Genomic DNA, 14,478 nt, shown 5'->3' on the forward strand with positions numbered 1-14,478 from the left:
TCGCCGTTCAGGCCGTGGCGGGAGCGTCTCAGCCGCCCAGCACAGCGAGCATCCCGCTCACCGACCGGGGCCAGGTGAACTCCTCCGCCCGGGCGCGGGCGGCATGCCTGCGCTGCGGTTCGGGACTGTGCAGCAGACCGGTGACGGCCGTGGCGAAGGCGGACGCGTGATCGGCGACGGCCGCGCCACACCCCGGCCGGACGATCTCCCGCAGCGCCGACGACCGCGACACCACCACCGGCGTGCCCGACGCGAGGGCCTCCAGTGCCGCCAGCCCGAACGTCTCGTGTGGACCGGGGGCGAGCGAGACGTCGGCGTTGGCGAGCAGGCGTGCCACGTCACCGCGGTCGGCGACGTAGCCGAGGAACGTCACGGGAAGCCCGCGTGCCCGCCGTTCCAGCGCCCGCCGTCTCGGTCCGTCACCCGCGACGACGAGCCGCACCTTGGCGCCGCTCTCGGTGAGCTCGGCGACCGTGTCCACGCTGCGCTCCACGTGCTTCTCCGGCGACAACCGGCCACAGTGGACGATGAGGGCGTCGGCGTCCGCCGCGAGGGTGCGCCGGAGCCGGTCGTCGCGCAGGGCGGGCGTGAATGTGCGCAGGTCCACACCGAGTGGTACCCGCTGCACGTTCGGGGCGCCGATGCGGTCGAACTCGCCCCGTGCGAACGCCGTGGTGCACACGACCTTGTCGTAGCTGGCGGCCATCCGGCGGTTGGCGACATCGGCGACGCGCCTGGCGACCGGACCGGGCAGCAGGAACTGTTCGAGGAGCCGGTCGAGCCGCTCGTGGGAGATGACGACGCTCGGCACACCGTGCCTGCGCGCCCAGGTGCCCATGCCACGCAGGGTGAGCCGGTCGGACACTTCCAGGCGGTCCGGAGCCAGTGCCTGCAGCAGGGTGCGCACCCGCCACGGGTCGACGGCGCGGTACCCGCCGGTGCCCGGGATCCTCGGCGCGGGCAGGGCGATCCGGCGGACGCCGGTGGGCAGGGTCTCGTCGGCGTGCCGTGGCCCGGGAACAACGAGCGTCACGCGGTGCCCGCTTGCGACGTAGCCCGCGCCGAGGTGGTGCAGCGCCGTCCGCAGCCCGCCCGAGCGCGGGCCGTAGAAGTTGGCGAGCTGGACGATGTGCATCACGCCGCCCGCAGGACCCGCCCTCGCACCGCGTCGTAGTGGCCGACGAGTTGCTCGCACACGGCGGGCCACGTCCGGCCGAGTACGGTGCGCCGTGCCCTGGCACCCATCCGCTCGCGCGTGCCGGCGTCGCGCAGCAGGTCGACGGCCTCCGGCAGCGCCGCCATGAATTCCGCGCGCTCGGGTGGCAGGAGGTATCCGGTGCTGCCGTGGTCGACGAGGTCACGCGGCCCGCCCGTGGCCGGCGCGAGCACCGGCAGCCCCGACGCCATGGCCTCCTGCACGGTCTGGCAGAACGTCTCGTGCGGGCCGGTGTGGACGAACACGTCCAGGCTCGCGTAGATCCTGGCCAGGTCGTCGCCGAACCGCGCGCCGAGGAACTCCGCGTCGGGCAGGCGGGCGCGCAGCGGGTCCAGGTCGGGCCCGTCGCCGACGACGACCAGCCGCACGCCGGGCACACCGCCGAGTGCCGCCAGGCGGTCGACCTCCTTCTCCGGAGCCAGCCTGCCGACGAAGCCGATCACAAGCTCGCCGCCGGGCGCCAGCCGTGCGCGCAGTCCGGCGTCGGCGTGGGCCGGGTCGAATCGCTCGATGTCCACCCCGCGGCCCCACCGGTGCACACGTGGGACGCCGTGCAGCCGCAGTTCCCGCACCGAGTGCGTGGAAGGCGCGAGCGTGCGGTCCGCGCGCGAGTGCAGCCTGCGTACCCACCGCCACGCGGCCCGCCCTCCGAGGCCGAGGCCGTACGCGGCGGCGAAGCCCGCGACGTCGGTCTGGTACACCGCCACCGTCGGCACGCCGAGCCGCCGCGCGGCGGCCAGCCCGCGCGCCCCGACCACGAACGGCGACGCCAGGTGCACCACGTCCGGCGCGAAGCCGGCCAGCGCGGTCAGCACGGTCCGCGTCGGCACGCCCACCGGCAGGGAGTTGACGACGGGCAGGTCGACGGCGGGGATCCGCACCACCGGCGCGCCCCGGTACTCGCCGGGTCCGGCGCCCGGAGCGACCACGAGGACGTCGTCGCCGCGGGCGCGCAGGTGCTCCACGACCCGCAGCACGGAGTTGGTCACGCCGTTCACCTGCGGCAGGAAGCTCTCGGTGACGATGGCGACTCGCACGCCGAGCACTGTCGCAACCGCCGAAATCGACGCGGCCACGCTCACGTAACGGCCAGCCCAACGCCGCCGGAACTCTTCGGGCAGCCGTAACCCACGCGAGTCGTCGTCCAATGGCGAGCGACTCGTCATCTGCGCTTCGCGTGCCGGAAACTCGTCTTGTCCATGCTGGAGAGGCATGACGCTCTTGTCCCGCCTGGCCCGCCCCGTCGAGCCGGGCCTGCTCTCCAAGGCCCTGGAGGTGGCAGGCCGGCTGGCCAACGACGCCACCGACGTGATCACCGCGACCGGGGGCCGCGGAGCGCGGCCGGACACCAAGGACTCGCCGTTCGACTGGGTCACCGACACCGATCGGACGCTCGAACGGCACACTCGCCGCGTGCTCACCGCCGAGTTCCCCGGAATCCCCGTGATCGGCGAGGAGTACGGCTACGACGCCCGCGCCGACCGCGCCGAGTACCACTGGGTGGTGGACCCCGTGGACGGCACCGCCAACTACGTCGCCGGCATCCCGTGGTGTGCCTACAGCCTGGCGCTGGTGGACGCCTCGGGCCCGGTGGTCGGCGTGGTCGCCGATCCCTATCGCGGGCAGATCTACGCGGCCGCGCGCGGGCGCGGCGCGCGGGCCAACGGCAGCCCGCTCGAGTTGCCCGCACGCACCCGCACGGCGGGCGCCATCGTGTGCACCGAGCTCGACCGCAACGGCGCCTGGCCCGGCATGGATGCCTTCATCGAGAACGCCGCCGCCGCCCACGCGGGCGTCCGGATCCTGGGGTCGGCGGCGTTGTCGATCGCGCAGGTCGCGCTGGGTCACGCGGCAGCCGCGGTGCTGCACCGCTACCACGAGTGGGACGTCGCCGGTGCCGTGGCGCTCGCCCGCGAGGCGGGTGCCGTGGTGCTGGACCGGCGGGGCGGCGAGACTCCCCTGCCCACCGACGGCCTGCTCGTCGCGGCGCCCGGCGTGGCCGGCGAGGTGCTGTCCTGGTGGCCGGGCGCCGGCCCGGAGAGCTGAGCGGGGTCGGGTGGCGGGTTCGGGGGTGGCGGGTTCGGTGGGTTTGGCGGGGTTCGGTCGGCCCCGGTGGGTCGGTCGGTCGCGGCGACCCGGTCGGTCCAGGAGGGTCGGTCGGTCGCGGTGACCCGGTCGGTTTCGGTCACCCGGTGACTCCGGCGACTCGCGGTTCCGACGACCCGGTCGGCGCCGATGCCTCGGCCGGTGGCGGTGCTGGGCCCCGTAGTCCGATGGTTTCGACCCACCGTTCGTGTTGCCTGAGCGCTCGTGACGTTGTGCCACGGCCGCCGAGACCGCCAGAGACGTCGTTGCCCTCGACTTGCCAACACCTGAAGGTCGGACACTCCCAGAGCTGCCCGAAGTCGCCAGCGCGCCGTCTTCAGCGCGCCGACGTGGCTGAGCCGACCGTGCGCCCGGCTCCAGCGGGCATGTTATGGCGATCGATACCTGCGCCCAGCCGGGGTGGTGATGTGGAGTTGGCCGGTGTCGGTGAGGTGGAAGTGCCAGCCGGGGGTGTGTTTGGTGCGGTGGTGGCGGCGGCAGAGGCCGATCAGGTTGGCGGTGTTGGTGTCGCCGCCACGCTGGTACGGGACGACGTGGTCGAGGTCGCTGTCGTGGGCGGGGCGGTGGCAGGTGGGGAAGCGGCATTCGCGGTCGCGGACCTTCACATGGTCGGCGGTGACGGCCGGTGGCCGGTAGCGGGTGCGGCCCACGTCGAGCGGGGCGCCGGTGTGCGGGTCGGTGATGATCCGCCGCCAGGTCGAGTTCGGGTCGAAGGCGATGGCCCGCGCGATCGGCGCCGGGAGTGGTCCGTGCCCGGCGAGCTCGGCAGGGTTGGTCGACAAACCGGCCAGGGCGGCGACGTCGATGTACACGAACACCTCCGCCCGCACCGATGCCTCGCCCGGAGTCCCGCTGAGCAGCAGGCCGGCGAACACGTCCGCCCGCAGCTGGTCCATGGTCCGGCCGTCACCGGCGTTGCGCAGCGCCCGGCGCACACCGATCGATCCGCGCATACGCCGCCGAGGCCACCTCGGCGGGCAGCTCGGCGGTCAACGTGGCCATCGCATCATCGCCGTGCCGCAACTCCACCCGCCGTTCCCGCCGCCGCGCCTCCGCCCGCGCCGCAGCACCCTCCGGATCGACCTTGTACACCGCACGGTTCACCATCCGCCGAATCGACGAGGCATCCCGCCCCACCAACCGCCCGGAGACCAGCGCATCCACTTCCCCGGCCATGTCATCGGACAACACCGAGGTTGGTTCCGACACTTTCGACGCCTTGTGCAGATCAATCTCGCCCCGCGACAACGCACCCAACGTTTCGGGAAGCCGGGTCATCAGATCCCGCGCCAATCCTATTTTGATCCGCGCCGCATTCTCCGAAATCGCCAACGCCAGCGCCACTTCCGACGCCACATCCGCAGCATCATCCCGCGACGCCGAATATTCCGCCAAAGCCCGCATCTGCAACGCCTGCAGCCGAGCGATCTCGCGCTCCAGCTCGACCAGGCGCTCGATAGAACTTTCCCCCATGCCCACAATTCTACCGGGAAATACCGAATCATATGGGTGAAGCCGCAAACAACGGAACGTGACCACGATGCCCGTTCCGTGGGGAACTGCCGCTAGCGATCAGACAATGAGCGGTGATGCGTGAAGCGGCAGTTTCCCACGGTGCGCCGAAGGCGTGCCTGAAACCCAACCACCTAGGCAACCAAGGCAACCACACCAATGGTCCCCTGACGGAAATTCCGGCCTTCTGTCAGCGTCGAACGAATTCATTGCCATGGACGGCGCCCACGGCTACCGGAACCGCAGACACGGCGACGGGAACGGCGGACACGGCGACGGGAGCGGCGCACACGGCGATTACCCGCTAGCCCCGAGCCCGGCAACAGCCAGTGACCCGACACGCGGTCTACCACATGCGCCCTACGTGCCCGCCGCCACCGGCTTGGCGCGCCGACGGAGTGTGCCGCCTGCCCGTGAGCGCAGCCACCACAGCAGTGGTCCCGCGACGAGCCAGCTGAAGAGCACCGTCGTTCCCGCGGGCAGGAGGCTGAGCAGCCAGGTACGTCCGGCCACCTTGGCCAGGTCGGGGTTCGTGGTGTCGTACTCGATGCGCACCAGCTGGCCGGCGGTGAGTCCGTCCGGGTAGAGGACGCCGTTGGAGGGGCTGTGAGCCACGCCGTCCGGCGTCTCGTAGCGGATGATCGTGCGGTCGAACACGACTTGCTCCACCTGCGCCGTGGCGGTGCCGGGATTCGCCGCGATGGCCCGGTCGTTGCGCAGGGCCGCGAACACCAACACGGCACACAGCAGCGTGATGACGGCGGCCACACCTAGGACCGCCCACGCGCCGATTCGCCATGCGCGCTCGTTCGCAGGGCTGGTGGGGCTCACCCGGCGAGCATATCGACCGCGCTCACCGATCGGCCGGGCGTTGCCGTCGCGGAGGCCGCCCCGACCGGAACGACCTGCACGACACGGAACAACCGGCACGGCCCGGCCCCGGGCCGCTGCTGGCCGCACAAGCGTCGCGGGTCGCTGGGCACGCCAGCCGCCGGAGCCGGGGCGGCATGCTCCACGAGCCGCCGGTCGACGGGTAACCGGCGAGCCCGCCCGAGGCAGCCGGACGGCCGGGGCCGCCGCCCATCCGGACCCGGCCACCCGCCCGAGGCAGCCGGGCCGCGCGGTCCGCCCCGCCCGTGGCAATTGCACGGCAGCTGGCACACCCCAGCCGCAGCAGTCGGGCAACAGGTGGCCAAACGAGGCCATCCTCCCGCGCCCGGGGCAGCCGTACAGGGGTCGCCCGCCGTGCCCTGCGCTGCCGGAGCAGCGGATCACCAAACGGCCGACGGCAGCTCACCGAGCCGCCCCGACAGCCGCACCGCAAGCCACAGCCCATCGGCGACAGGTAGCCAAACGCCCAAGGCCGCCCACCTGCAGCAATGGCAGCTCACCGAGCCGACCCGACAGCCACACAGCAGGCCACCGACCGCCCGAGCCCCACCGACCCGGCCCCGGAAACCGAGCCTCACCGCGACCCGAGGACCGCGGCCGTCACCGCCTCGCGCAGCCGGGCGTGCAGGTCACGATGCCGGGACCGATCCGCGCGCACCTCCACCACACGCAGGCCCGGCTCGGGAGCCAGGGCCTCGCGGAAACCGGCGAGCGTCTCCGCCCTCCGATACGGCACGTGGTAGCCCGCGCACAGGGCGGCGAGGTCGGCACCGTGCGGGGTGCCGAACACACGTTCGAAGCCGGCGCTGTGTTCGGGCGCGCCCTGTTCGAGCAGGGTGAAGATGCCGCCGCCGTCGTCGTTGAACACGACGATCGTCAGGTCCGGCCGCTCCTCCTCGGGCCCGATGAGCAGGCCGTTGATGTCGTGCAGGAACGTCAGGTCGCCCAGCAGCGCGTACGACGGACCGCGGTGCACGGTGGCGGCACCGATCGCGGTCGAGACGGTGCCGTCGATGCCCGCGACGCCGCGGTTGCGGTGCACCAGCACGTCTGGTCGCAGGCCGCCGACGAGCGCGACGTCACGTGCCGGGTTGGACGAGCCGACCACCAGCAGCGAGTCCTTCGGCAGCTCCCGCACGAGCTCCTCGGCCACTCGCAGCCCGCTCGGCCACGGCTCGGCGGCGAGCGTCTCGTGCACGGCCTGCGTGGCCGCGGCGTCGGCCCGTTGCCAGCGTGCGAGCCATTCCGGGTCGGAGGGCTTGGTCGGCGCGTCGAACCACTGCCCCACCTGACGGACGTTGTGCGCGGGCGCGGGCCAGTCCGAGTCGGGCCGGACGAGCAGCACCTCCACGGCCGGGTCCGACAGCAGCCGCTGCACCTGCCGGAACACCGTCGGCCTGCCGATGCACAGCACCTGCTCGGGCTTGTGCTCGGCGAGGAACTCCTCGATGGCGAGCAGCCAGGCGCCGCCCGAGATCGCGGTCGACCCGCCGAGGCCGAGCCCGCCGGTCTCGGACAGCACCGGCCAGCCGTGTTCCTCCGCCCACTCGCTGGCCGCGCGCGCCCCGGCGTCACAGGCGATGACCAGGCCCTGCCGCGCCGCGGGCACCACGAACGACGGCAGCGCGCCGAAGTCCGGCAGTTCCGTCCATCGGGCACCCTGCGGGCGGCCCTCCAGCGGCTCGTACCAGCCGTCGGCGTCGGAGTCGTCGGGCACGAGCGGCTCGCGGAAGGGCACGTTGAGGTGCACGGGCCCGCAGCGCCACTCGCCGTACGCTGCGTTCCACGCCCGGCACACCTGGCTGCGCCAGTAGGCGTTCTGCCCGGCCCGGCGCTCGGCGACGGCCAGCTCGTCGAAGTAGCGGACGGCCGAGCCGTACAGGTGCTGCTGCTCGATCACCTGGTTCGCGCCGGCGGCGCGCAGCTCGGGCGGCCGGTCGGCGGTGAGCACCATGAGCGGCACACCGGCGCGGTCGGCCTCGAGCACGGCGGGATGGAAGTTGGCCGCCGCCGTGCCGGACGTGCACACCAGCGCCACCGGGCGTCCGGTCCGGGCCGCGATGCCCAGCGCGAGGAAACCGGCGCCGCGCTCGTCGATGCGGACGTGCAACGTCAGCTTGCCCGCGGACGCGGCGTCGTGGAGGGCCAGCGACAGCGGCGCGTTGCGCGAACCCGGGCACAGGACCACGTGGGAGACGGTGTTGCGGACAAGCTCGTCGACGATGACCCTCGCCTGCGCGGTGGAAGGGTTCACGAACGAGCCCCCTCATCAGGCACGTGGACTACACCGAAGCCGATCACGCCTCCAGCGGGACGGACTCTTGCGGCGACTATTCTCCCAGGCGTGGATGACGCCCAGGTATCCGAACTGTTCGACCCGGCCGCATGGACCAAGGTCGAGGGGTTCGATTTCACCGACATCACCTACCACCGTTCCACGGAAAGCCGTTCCGGCAAGCGCGTCGTCCGGGTGGCCTTCGACCGGCCCGAGGTGCGTAACGCCTTCCGGCCGCACACCGTCGACGAGCTCTACCGCGCGCTCGACCACGCCAGGATGAGCCCCGATGTCGGCTGCGTCCTGCTCACCGGGAACGGCCCGTCGCCCCGCGACGGCGGCTGGGCGTTCTGCTCCGGTGGTGACCAGCGTATTCGCGGACGCTCCGGCTATCAGTACGCGAGCGGCGAGACGTCCGACACGGTCGACCCCGCGCGAGCAGGCAGGCTGCACATTCTCGAGGTCCAGCGGCTGATCCGGTTCATGCCGAAGGTCGTCATCGCGGTGGTGCCGGGCTGGGCGGCGGGCGGTGGCCACTCGCTGCACGTCGTGTGCGATCTCACGCTGGCCTCCGCCGAGCACGGCATGTTCAAGCAGACCGACGCCGACGTGGGGTCGTTCGACGGCGGGTTCGGCTCGGCGTACCTGGCGCGTCAGGTGGGCCAGAAGTTCGCGCGGGAGATCTTCTTCCTGGGCCGCGCGTACACCGCCGAGGAGGCGCACGCGATGGGCGCGGTGAACCGGGCGGTTCCGCACGCCGAGCTGGAGAGCACCGCGCTGGACTGGGCGTGGGCGGTGCTGGGCAAGTCGCCGACGGCCCAGCGCATGCTCAAGTACTCGTTCAACCTCATCGACGACGGCCTGGTGGGCCAGCAGGTGTTCGCGGGCGAGACCACGCGGCTGGCCTACATGCAGGACGAGGCCGTCGAGGGCCGGGACGCCTTCCTGGAGAAGCGCGAACCCGACTGGACGCCGTTCCCGTACTACTACTGATGCGCGTCGTCTGGACCGACGGCGGACCGGACTCCGTCGACGAGCTCCGCAGGGCATTGCTGGAGGCACTCGACGGCGGCCCGGCCGTGCTGCCGCTCGACCCGCGCAACCCCGCGGCACCGGAGCTGCGCGACGCGATGGCGCCGGACGAGCCCGTGGAACCGGACACGGCGGTGATCATCCCGACGTCCGGCTCGACGGGCGGGCCGAAGGGCGTGCTGCTGTCGGCGCGGGCGCTGCTGACCTCGGCGAACGCCACGCACGCCCGGCTCGGTGGCCCGGGCCGGTGGCTGCTGGCGTCACCGGCGAACTACGTCGGCGGGCTGCAGGTGCTGACCCGTGCCCACCTCGCCGGGTCGGCTCCCGTCGTGCTGGACACCTCGGCCGGTTTCGACCCGGACGCCTTCGCCGAGGCGGCCCGCGCGCTGTTCCGGCGTCCCGGTCCGCACTACACGGCGCTGGTGCCGACCCAGCTCGCCCGGCTCCTCGACGCGGGCGGCGCCGTCGCGGAGGGGTTCGACGCGATCGTGCTCGGCGGCGCGCGGTTCGACGACCGGCTGCGCGCCCGCGCCGAGGCCGCCGGTGTCCGGGCGATCTCCTCCTACGGCATGAGCGAGACGGCGAGCGGCTGCGTCTACGAGGGCGTGCCGCTCGACGACGTGCGGGTGCGGCTGGGCGCGGGTGACCGGATCGAGCTCTCCGGCCCGGTACTCACCCACGGCTACCGGCTGCGCCCCGACCTCACCGGGCAGGCGTTCTCCCCAGACGGCTGGTTCCGCACCAGCGACCTGGGCCGCCTGCACGACGACGGGCGTCTGGAGGTCCTCGGGCGCGTGGACGACGTCATCAACACCGGCGGCGTGAAGGTGCCGGCGAGCGGTGTCGAACGCGTGCTGACCGCACACCCGGCCGTGCGTGCGGCGTGTGTGGTCGCGCTGCCGGACCCGGAGTGGGGCCAGCTGATCGCCGCGGCCGTCGTGCCCGCCGGGGACCCGCCGCCTGAGGCGGACCTGCGGGCCGCGGTCCGGGAGCGGCTGGGCCGCGCCGCGGTGCCCAAACGGCTGCGGTACGTCTCCGAGTTGCCGCTGATCGGCCCCGGCAAGGTCGACCGCGCCGCGGTGCGGGCCACCCTCGCGGGGTAGCTCTGCAGGCTGGACTCGCACGCCCGGCCCACCGAGCCGCGTTGACCAGGCCAGATCCCCTGCTTGGCTGCTCGCATGGGCCGTTCCGTACGCGGATCGTCGGTGCGAGCGCTCTTCGCGCTGACCGTAGTGCCGGTGGTGCTCGCCCTCGTCCCGGCGCCCGCGGAGGGACGCGCTGCCTCCCGGACGTGGACGGTGGCCGTGCCGCGCAGCGCACCCGCCGCTCCGTTCGCGGTGCACGACGTGGCACCCACCCGCCTCGACATCCCCGTCAACACCGTCACCGCCACGCCGGCGGCGGGCACCACGGTCGACGTCCGGTCACTGCGCCCGGACGGCATGTGGTCGGAGTGGACACCGACGCCCGCGGTGCTGCCGGAGAGCCACGACGTCCAGGTGCGGCTCGTGCACACCGCGGCCTCCGGCCCGGGCACGGTGACGCTGACCGCGTGGCGGGACCCGGCGGCGCGCCCCCGCGCGGCGCGTATGGACACATTCCGCATCTTCGCCACCCGGGAGGGCCTGGTGGGCGGCACGACGGCGAACGGGCACGTCATCCGGACCCGCGATCACTTCGTGGCGCTGCCGTCCCGGCGCGGGCTGGCGAGCCGCTCCGGCGGCGAGTACACGGTCCGGGTCTGCACCGTCGGCGGTCACCGGTGCGCGTGGGCGCCGGTGTGGGACGTCGGGCCGTGGAACATCACCGACGACCACTGGAACGTCGCGCGCCAGTCGTGGCGCGACCTGCCCCACGGGCTGCCGCAGGCGCAGGCCGCCTACCAGGACGGCTACCACGGCGGGAAGGACCAGTTCGGCAGGCGCGTCCGCAACCCGGCGGGCATCGACCTCGCCGACGGCACGTTCTGGGACGCCCTCGGCCTCGCGGCCAACAGCTGGGTGGACGTCACCTACCAGTGGACCGGCTCGGGGCCGTGGGGGACGGTCGAGACGCCCGGGTGGGCGCTCAAGGTCCGCGCGGCCCCGAACGCCGGTGCGGCCCATGTCGGCTACGCCGCCCGGCACGCGCGCGTGCGCGTCGACTGCCACCGGTCCGGCCAGCAACTGCACGGCACGCAGGGCACGACCACGCGCTGGTACCGGCTCGCCCCCGGCAAGTACGTCTCCGCCGCCTACGTCCGCCCGGGTCTGGCCGCCGCCGCCTGCTGACGTGTGCCCGCCGGAGCCGACGGCCGGCCGCGGGTGCCGCGAAAGAACGCGAAAGAATGACGGCATGGCGACAGTCGCAGAGTGGATCGAGGGCGCGCGGCCGCGGACGCTGCCCAACGCCGTCGCACCGGTGCTCGCGGGCGTCGGCGCCGCGGTGCAGCTGGAGGCGTTCTCGTGGTGGCGGTCCTTGCTCGCCCTGCTGGTGGCGCTCGCGCTGATCGTCGGCGTGAACTTCGCCAACGACTACTCCGACGGCGTGCGAGGCACCGACGCCGACCGGGTCGGCCCGCTGCGGCTCGTCGGGTCCGGCGCGGCCGAGCCCAAGGCCGTGCTGGCCGCCGCGCTCGGGTGCCTGGGTCTGGCGGGTGTCCTCGGGCTCGTGCTGGTGGCCGTCAGCGGGTACTGGTGGCTGCTCGCGCTGGGCGCGCTGTGCCTGGCGGGCGCGTGGTTCTACACGGGCGGCAAGCGGCCGTACGGGTACGCGGGGCTCGGCGAGGTCGCCGTGTTCGTCTTCTTCGGGCTCGCCGCGGTGCTCGGCACGGTGTACATCCAGGCGGGCACGGTGAGCTGGGAGGCGCTCGGCTGCGCGGTCGCGGTCGGCTGCCTGTCCTCGGCGGTGCTGGTGGCCAACAACCTGCGCGACATCCCCACCGACCGGGAGGTGGGCAAGCGCACGCTGGCGGTCCTGCTCGGCGACGCCGGGACGCGCAGGCTGTACCTGGCGCTCGTGGCCGTGCCGTTCGTGCTGACGGTGGCGCTGGGCGTCGCGCACCCGCTCGCGCTGCTGGGGCTCCTCGCCGCGCCGTTGCTGGTGGTGCCGGTCCGCGTCGTGGCGGGTGGCGGCACCGGGCGCTCGCTGATCCCCGTGCTGCGGGACACCGGCATGGCGATGCTGGCGTGGGGCGTGCTGACCGGGGCCGCGCTGGCGTTCAGCCAGTGAACTCGCCGGTCTCCAGGAACCGTTGCATGGCCTCGAGGTGCGGCGCCAGGTCCAGGCCGCGCTCGGCGATCCACGCGTCGTTGTAGTAGGTGTTGGCGTAGCGTTCGCCCCCGTCGCACAGCAGCGTCACCACGCTGCCCTGCTCGCCGTTCGCGAGCATCCGCGAGATCAGCGTGAACGCGCCGTAGAGGTTGGTACCGGTGGAGCCGCCCGCCCAGTGCCCGGTCTGCTCGCGCAGGAACCGGATCGCGGCCAGCGAACCTGCGTCCGGCACCTGGAACATCTCGTCGATCACCTCCGGCACGAACGACGGTTCGACGCGGGGCCTGCCGATGCCCTCGATCCGGGACGGCATGCCGGTGGTGTAGTCCCGCGCACCGGTCTGCCAGGCGCCGTAGAACGCCGAGTTCTCGGGGTCGACCACGGCGATCTTCGTCTCGTGGCGGCGGTAGCGCACGTACCGGCCGAACGTCGCACTCGTCCCGCCCGTGCCCGCGCCGACGACGATCCACGACGGGATGGGATGCCGTTCCGCCCGCATCTGGGTGAACACCGACTCGGCGATGTTGTTGTTGCCGCGCCAGTCGGTGGCCCGCTCGGCATGGGTGAACTGGTCGAGGTAGTGCCCGCCGCACTCGGCGGCAAGGCGCTCGGCCTCGGTGTACATCTCCGGCGGCCGGTCCACGAAATGGCACCGCCCGCCGTAGAACTCGATGAGGTCGATCTTCTCCTGGCTCGTCTTGCGCGGCACGACCGTGACGAACGGCAGCCCCAGCATCCGCGCGAAGTAGGCCTCGGAGACGGCGGTCGACCCGCTGGACGCCTCGACGAGCGTGGTGTCCGGGCCGATCTGCCCGTTCACGAGCCCGTAGAGCAGCAACGAGCGGGCCAGCCGGTGCTTGAGCGACCCGGTGGGGTGGACGGACTCGTCCTTCAGGTAGAGGTCGATGCCCCACTCGGGGGGCAACGGGAAGACGAGCAGGTGCGTGTCCGCGCTGCGGTTGGCGTCGGCCTCGATGATCCGGATGGCCTCACGCACCCAGGCGTCGTTCACTGGTCCTCGCCGCGAAGCTGGGCGCGCAGCCTCGCGCGCTCCTTCGCACGCCGCTCGTTGCGGGCGGCGAGGCCGGCGGTCACGCGGGCGTTGAGGTTGCGGAACAGCAGCAGCCCGAGCGGCAGGCCGACCACGAGCGCGACCGCGAGGGCCACCAGCAGTGGCACGCCGAGCAGCAGCAGCACGGCAGCGACCACGGCGACCAGCGCGAACCGTGCGAGAACGTAGAAGGTCAGATCGCGGGCCAGGTGCGTGCCGGGTGGTGCGTCGCTCACGTTCTACGAGGCTACGCCGCCGGTGGCCGTGTCTTCCGGCAGGTCGAGCGCACGGTTGTTCGGACGGCCCTCGAACCGCGTGGACAGGACGACGGTGGTGCGTGTGCGGGCGACCCCGTCGATGCGGCGCAGCCTGCCGATGGTGCGTTCGAGCTCGTCGACCGTCCGCACCCGGACCTTGACCACGAACGCCTCGTCACCCGCGACCGCGTAGCAGCTCTCCACCTCGGGCAACTCGCCGAGCGCGACGGCGACCTCGTCGTCCGAGGCGGTGTCGGTGGGCTGGATGCCGACCAGCGCGGTGACGCCCAGGCCGACCGAGCGCGGATCCACCATGGCGTGGTAGCCGGTGATGACGCCTGCCGCCTCCAGCTTGCCCACGCGCTCGTGCACCGACGACGGCGACAGGCCGACCGTCCTGGCGATCTCGGCGTAGGTGGCCCGGCCGTTGTCCCGGAGTGCGGCGATGATCTTCCGATCGAGCTGATCCACGACCTTGAGGCTAGTCGGGCACTGAGATGTCCGAACCGGCCCTTTTGTCCCTTACTACCTCTTTACCCTCTGACAACCGTTCGAGTACCTGACGGGCGAAGTGCGACGATTGGAATCGTTGGGGACCGGGCACGACGGTAGCTGAACGAGCAGGAGATCCGCCGCGCTCCCGGTAAAGCACTCATGGTGTTGAAGGAGGCGGATAGTGACCGCGACCACGGGAGGACGGCTGCTGACACCGGGCGAGGTCGCCGCGTTGTTCCGAGTGGACCCGAAGACGGTGACGCGCTGGGCGACGGCAGGCCGCATCGGCTCGATTCGCACCCCTGGCGGGCATCGCCGGTTCCGCGAGTCCGAGGTCAACGAGCTCCTCGCGGAGCTGACCACCGACGCTGACGAGTCGAAGCGTTCCTGA

15 protein-coding genes are annotated in these 14,478 nt (G+C 72.7%); 6 read left to right on the forward strand and 9 right to left on the reverse strand.

The window, feature by feature from the left end:
• Window positions 1–28: 28 nt before the first annotated feature.
• Window positions 29–1,135, reverse strand: a complete 1,107-nt coding sequence (locus ACFSZT_RS01470; RefSeq protein ID WP_377387535.1) for a glycosyltransferase — start codon at window positions 1,133–1,135, stop codon at window positions 29–31.
• Window positions 1,135–2,253, reverse strand: a complete 1,119-nt coding sequence (locus tag ACFSZT_RS01475; protein WP_377387538.1) for a glycosyltransferase family 4 protein — start codon at window positions 2,251–2,253, stop codon at window positions 1,135–1,137. Before ACFSZT_RS01475 ends, ACFSZT_RS01470 begins: the two co-directional genes overlap by 1 nt.
• A gap of 175 nt (window positions 2,254–2,428) precedes the next feature.
• Between ACFSZT_RS01475 and ACFSZT_RS01480 the strand changes: the two genes are divergently transcribed.
• A complete protein-coding gene (locus tag ACFSZT_RS01480) occupies window positions 2,429–3,262 on the forward strand; it encodes an inositol monophosphatase family protein (protein ID WP_377387541.1) in 834 nt (277 codons plus the stop codon).
• A gap of 428 nt (window positions 3,263–3,690) precedes the next feature.
• Here the strand turns inward: ACFSZT_RS01480 and ACFSZT_RS01485 are convergent, their stop codons facing one another.
• The 4 genes from ACFSZT_RS01485 to menD form a co-directional block, all read right to left on the reverse strand.
• Entirely contained in the window at window positions 3,691–4,275 is a 585-nt protein-coding gene (locus ACFSZT_RS01485) for an HNH endonuclease (protein WP_377387544.1), read from the reverse strand.
• Window positions 4,229–4,795, reverse strand: coding sequence for a DUF222 domain-containing protein (locus ACFSZT_RS01490; protein WP_377387547.1), 567 nt, complete (start codon window positions 4,793–4,795; stop codon window positions 4,229–4,231). The genes ACFSZT_RS01485 and ACFSZT_RS01490 overlap by 47 nt, the downstream gene beginning before the upstream one ends.
• A gap of 399 nt (window positions 4,796–5,194) precedes the next feature.
• Complete coding sequence (locus ACFSZT_RS01495; RefSeq protein WP_377387550.1) at window positions 5,195–5,665, reverse strand: DUF3592 domain-containing protein; 471 nt, start codon at window positions 5,663–5,665, stop codon at window positions 5,195–5,197.
• A gap of 634 nt (window positions 5,666–6,299) precedes the next feature.
• Entirely contained in the window at window positions 6,300–7,979 is a 1,680-nt protein-coding gene (menD, locus tag ACFSZT_RS01500) for a 2-succinyl-5-enolpyruvyl-6-hydroxy-3-cyclohexene-1-carboxylic-acid synthase (protein ID WP_377387553.1), read from the reverse strand.
• 90 nt (window positions 7,980–8,069) lie between these two features.
• On the opposite strand from menD, the gene ACFSZT_RS01505 reads away from it, so the two are divergent.
• The 4 genes from ACFSZT_RS01505 (at window position 8,070) to ACFSZT_RS01520 (ending at window position 12,242) form a co-directional block, all read left to right on the forward strand.
• Complete coding sequence (locus ACFSZT_RS01505; protein WP_377387556.1) at window positions 8,070–8,993, forward strand: 1,4-dihydroxy-2-naphthoyl-CoA synthase; 924 nt, start codon at window positions 8,070–8,072, stop codon at window positions 8,991–8,993.
• A complete protein-coding gene (gene menE / locus ACFSZT_RS01510; protein WP_377387559.1) occupies window positions 8,993–10,135 on the forward strand; it encodes an o-succinylbenzoate--CoA ligase in 1,143 nt (380 codons plus the stop codon). The genes ACFSZT_RS01505 and menE overlap by 1 nt, the downstream gene beginning before the upstream one ends.
• 75 nt (window positions 10,136–10,210) lie before the next feature.
• Window positions 10,211–11,302, forward strand: a complete 1,092-nt coding sequence (locus tag ACFSZT_RS01515) for a hypothetical protein (protein WP_377387562.1) — start codon at window positions 10,211–10,213, stop codon at window positions 11,300–11,302.
• 64 nt (window positions 11,303–11,366) lie between these two features.
• On the forward strand, window positions 11,367–12,242 hold the full coding sequence (locus ACFSZT_RS01520; RefSeq protein ID WP_377387564.1) for a 1,4-dihydroxy-2-naphthoate polyprenyltransferase: 876 nt from the start codon (window positions 11,367–11,369) through the stop codon (window positions 12,240–12,242).
• Here the strand turns inward: ACFSZT_RS01520 and ACFSZT_RS01525 are convergent.
• From ACFSZT_RS01525 to ACFSZT_RS01535, 3 genes are read right to left on the reverse strand one after another with little or no spacing between them, the layout of a single operon-like run.
• A complete protein-coding gene (locus ACFSZT_RS01525) occupies window positions 12,232–13,296 on the reverse strand; it encodes a PLP-dependent cysteine synthase family protein (RefSeq protein ID WP_377387567.1) in 1,065 nt (354 codons plus the stop codon). The genes ACFSZT_RS01520 and ACFSZT_RS01525 overlap by 11 nt on opposite strands.
• Window positions 13,293–13,571, reverse strand: a complete 279-nt coding sequence (locus ACFSZT_RS01530) for a DUF4229 domain-containing protein (RefSeq protein ID WP_377387569.1) — start codon at window positions 13,569–13,571, stop codon at window positions 13,293–13,295. The genes ACFSZT_RS01525 and ACFSZT_RS01530 overlap by 4 nt, the downstream gene beginning before the upstream one ends.
• A gap of 3 nt (window positions 13,572–13,574) precedes the next feature.
• On the reverse strand, window positions 13,575–14,063 hold the full coding sequence (locus tag ACFSZT_RS01535) for an Lrp/AsnC family transcriptional regulator (RefSeq protein ID WP_377387572.1): 489 nt from the start codon (window positions 14,061–14,063) through the stop codon (window positions 13,575–13,577).
• Window positions 14,064–14,268: 205 nt separating this feature from the next.
• On the opposite strand from ACFSZT_RS01535, the gene ACFSZT_RS01540 reads away from it, so the two are divergent.
• Window positions 14,269–14,478, forward strand: coding sequence for a BldC family transcriptional regulator (locus ACFSZT_RS01540; RefSeq protein WP_377387575.1), 210 nt, complete (start codon window positions 14,269–14,271; stop codon window positions 14,476–14,478).

The organism is Prauserella oleivorans, from assembly GCF_042685745.1.
Lineage (GTDB): Bacteria > Actinomycetota > Actinomycetes > Mycobacteriales > Pseudonocardiaceae > Prauserella_A > Prauserella_A oleivorans.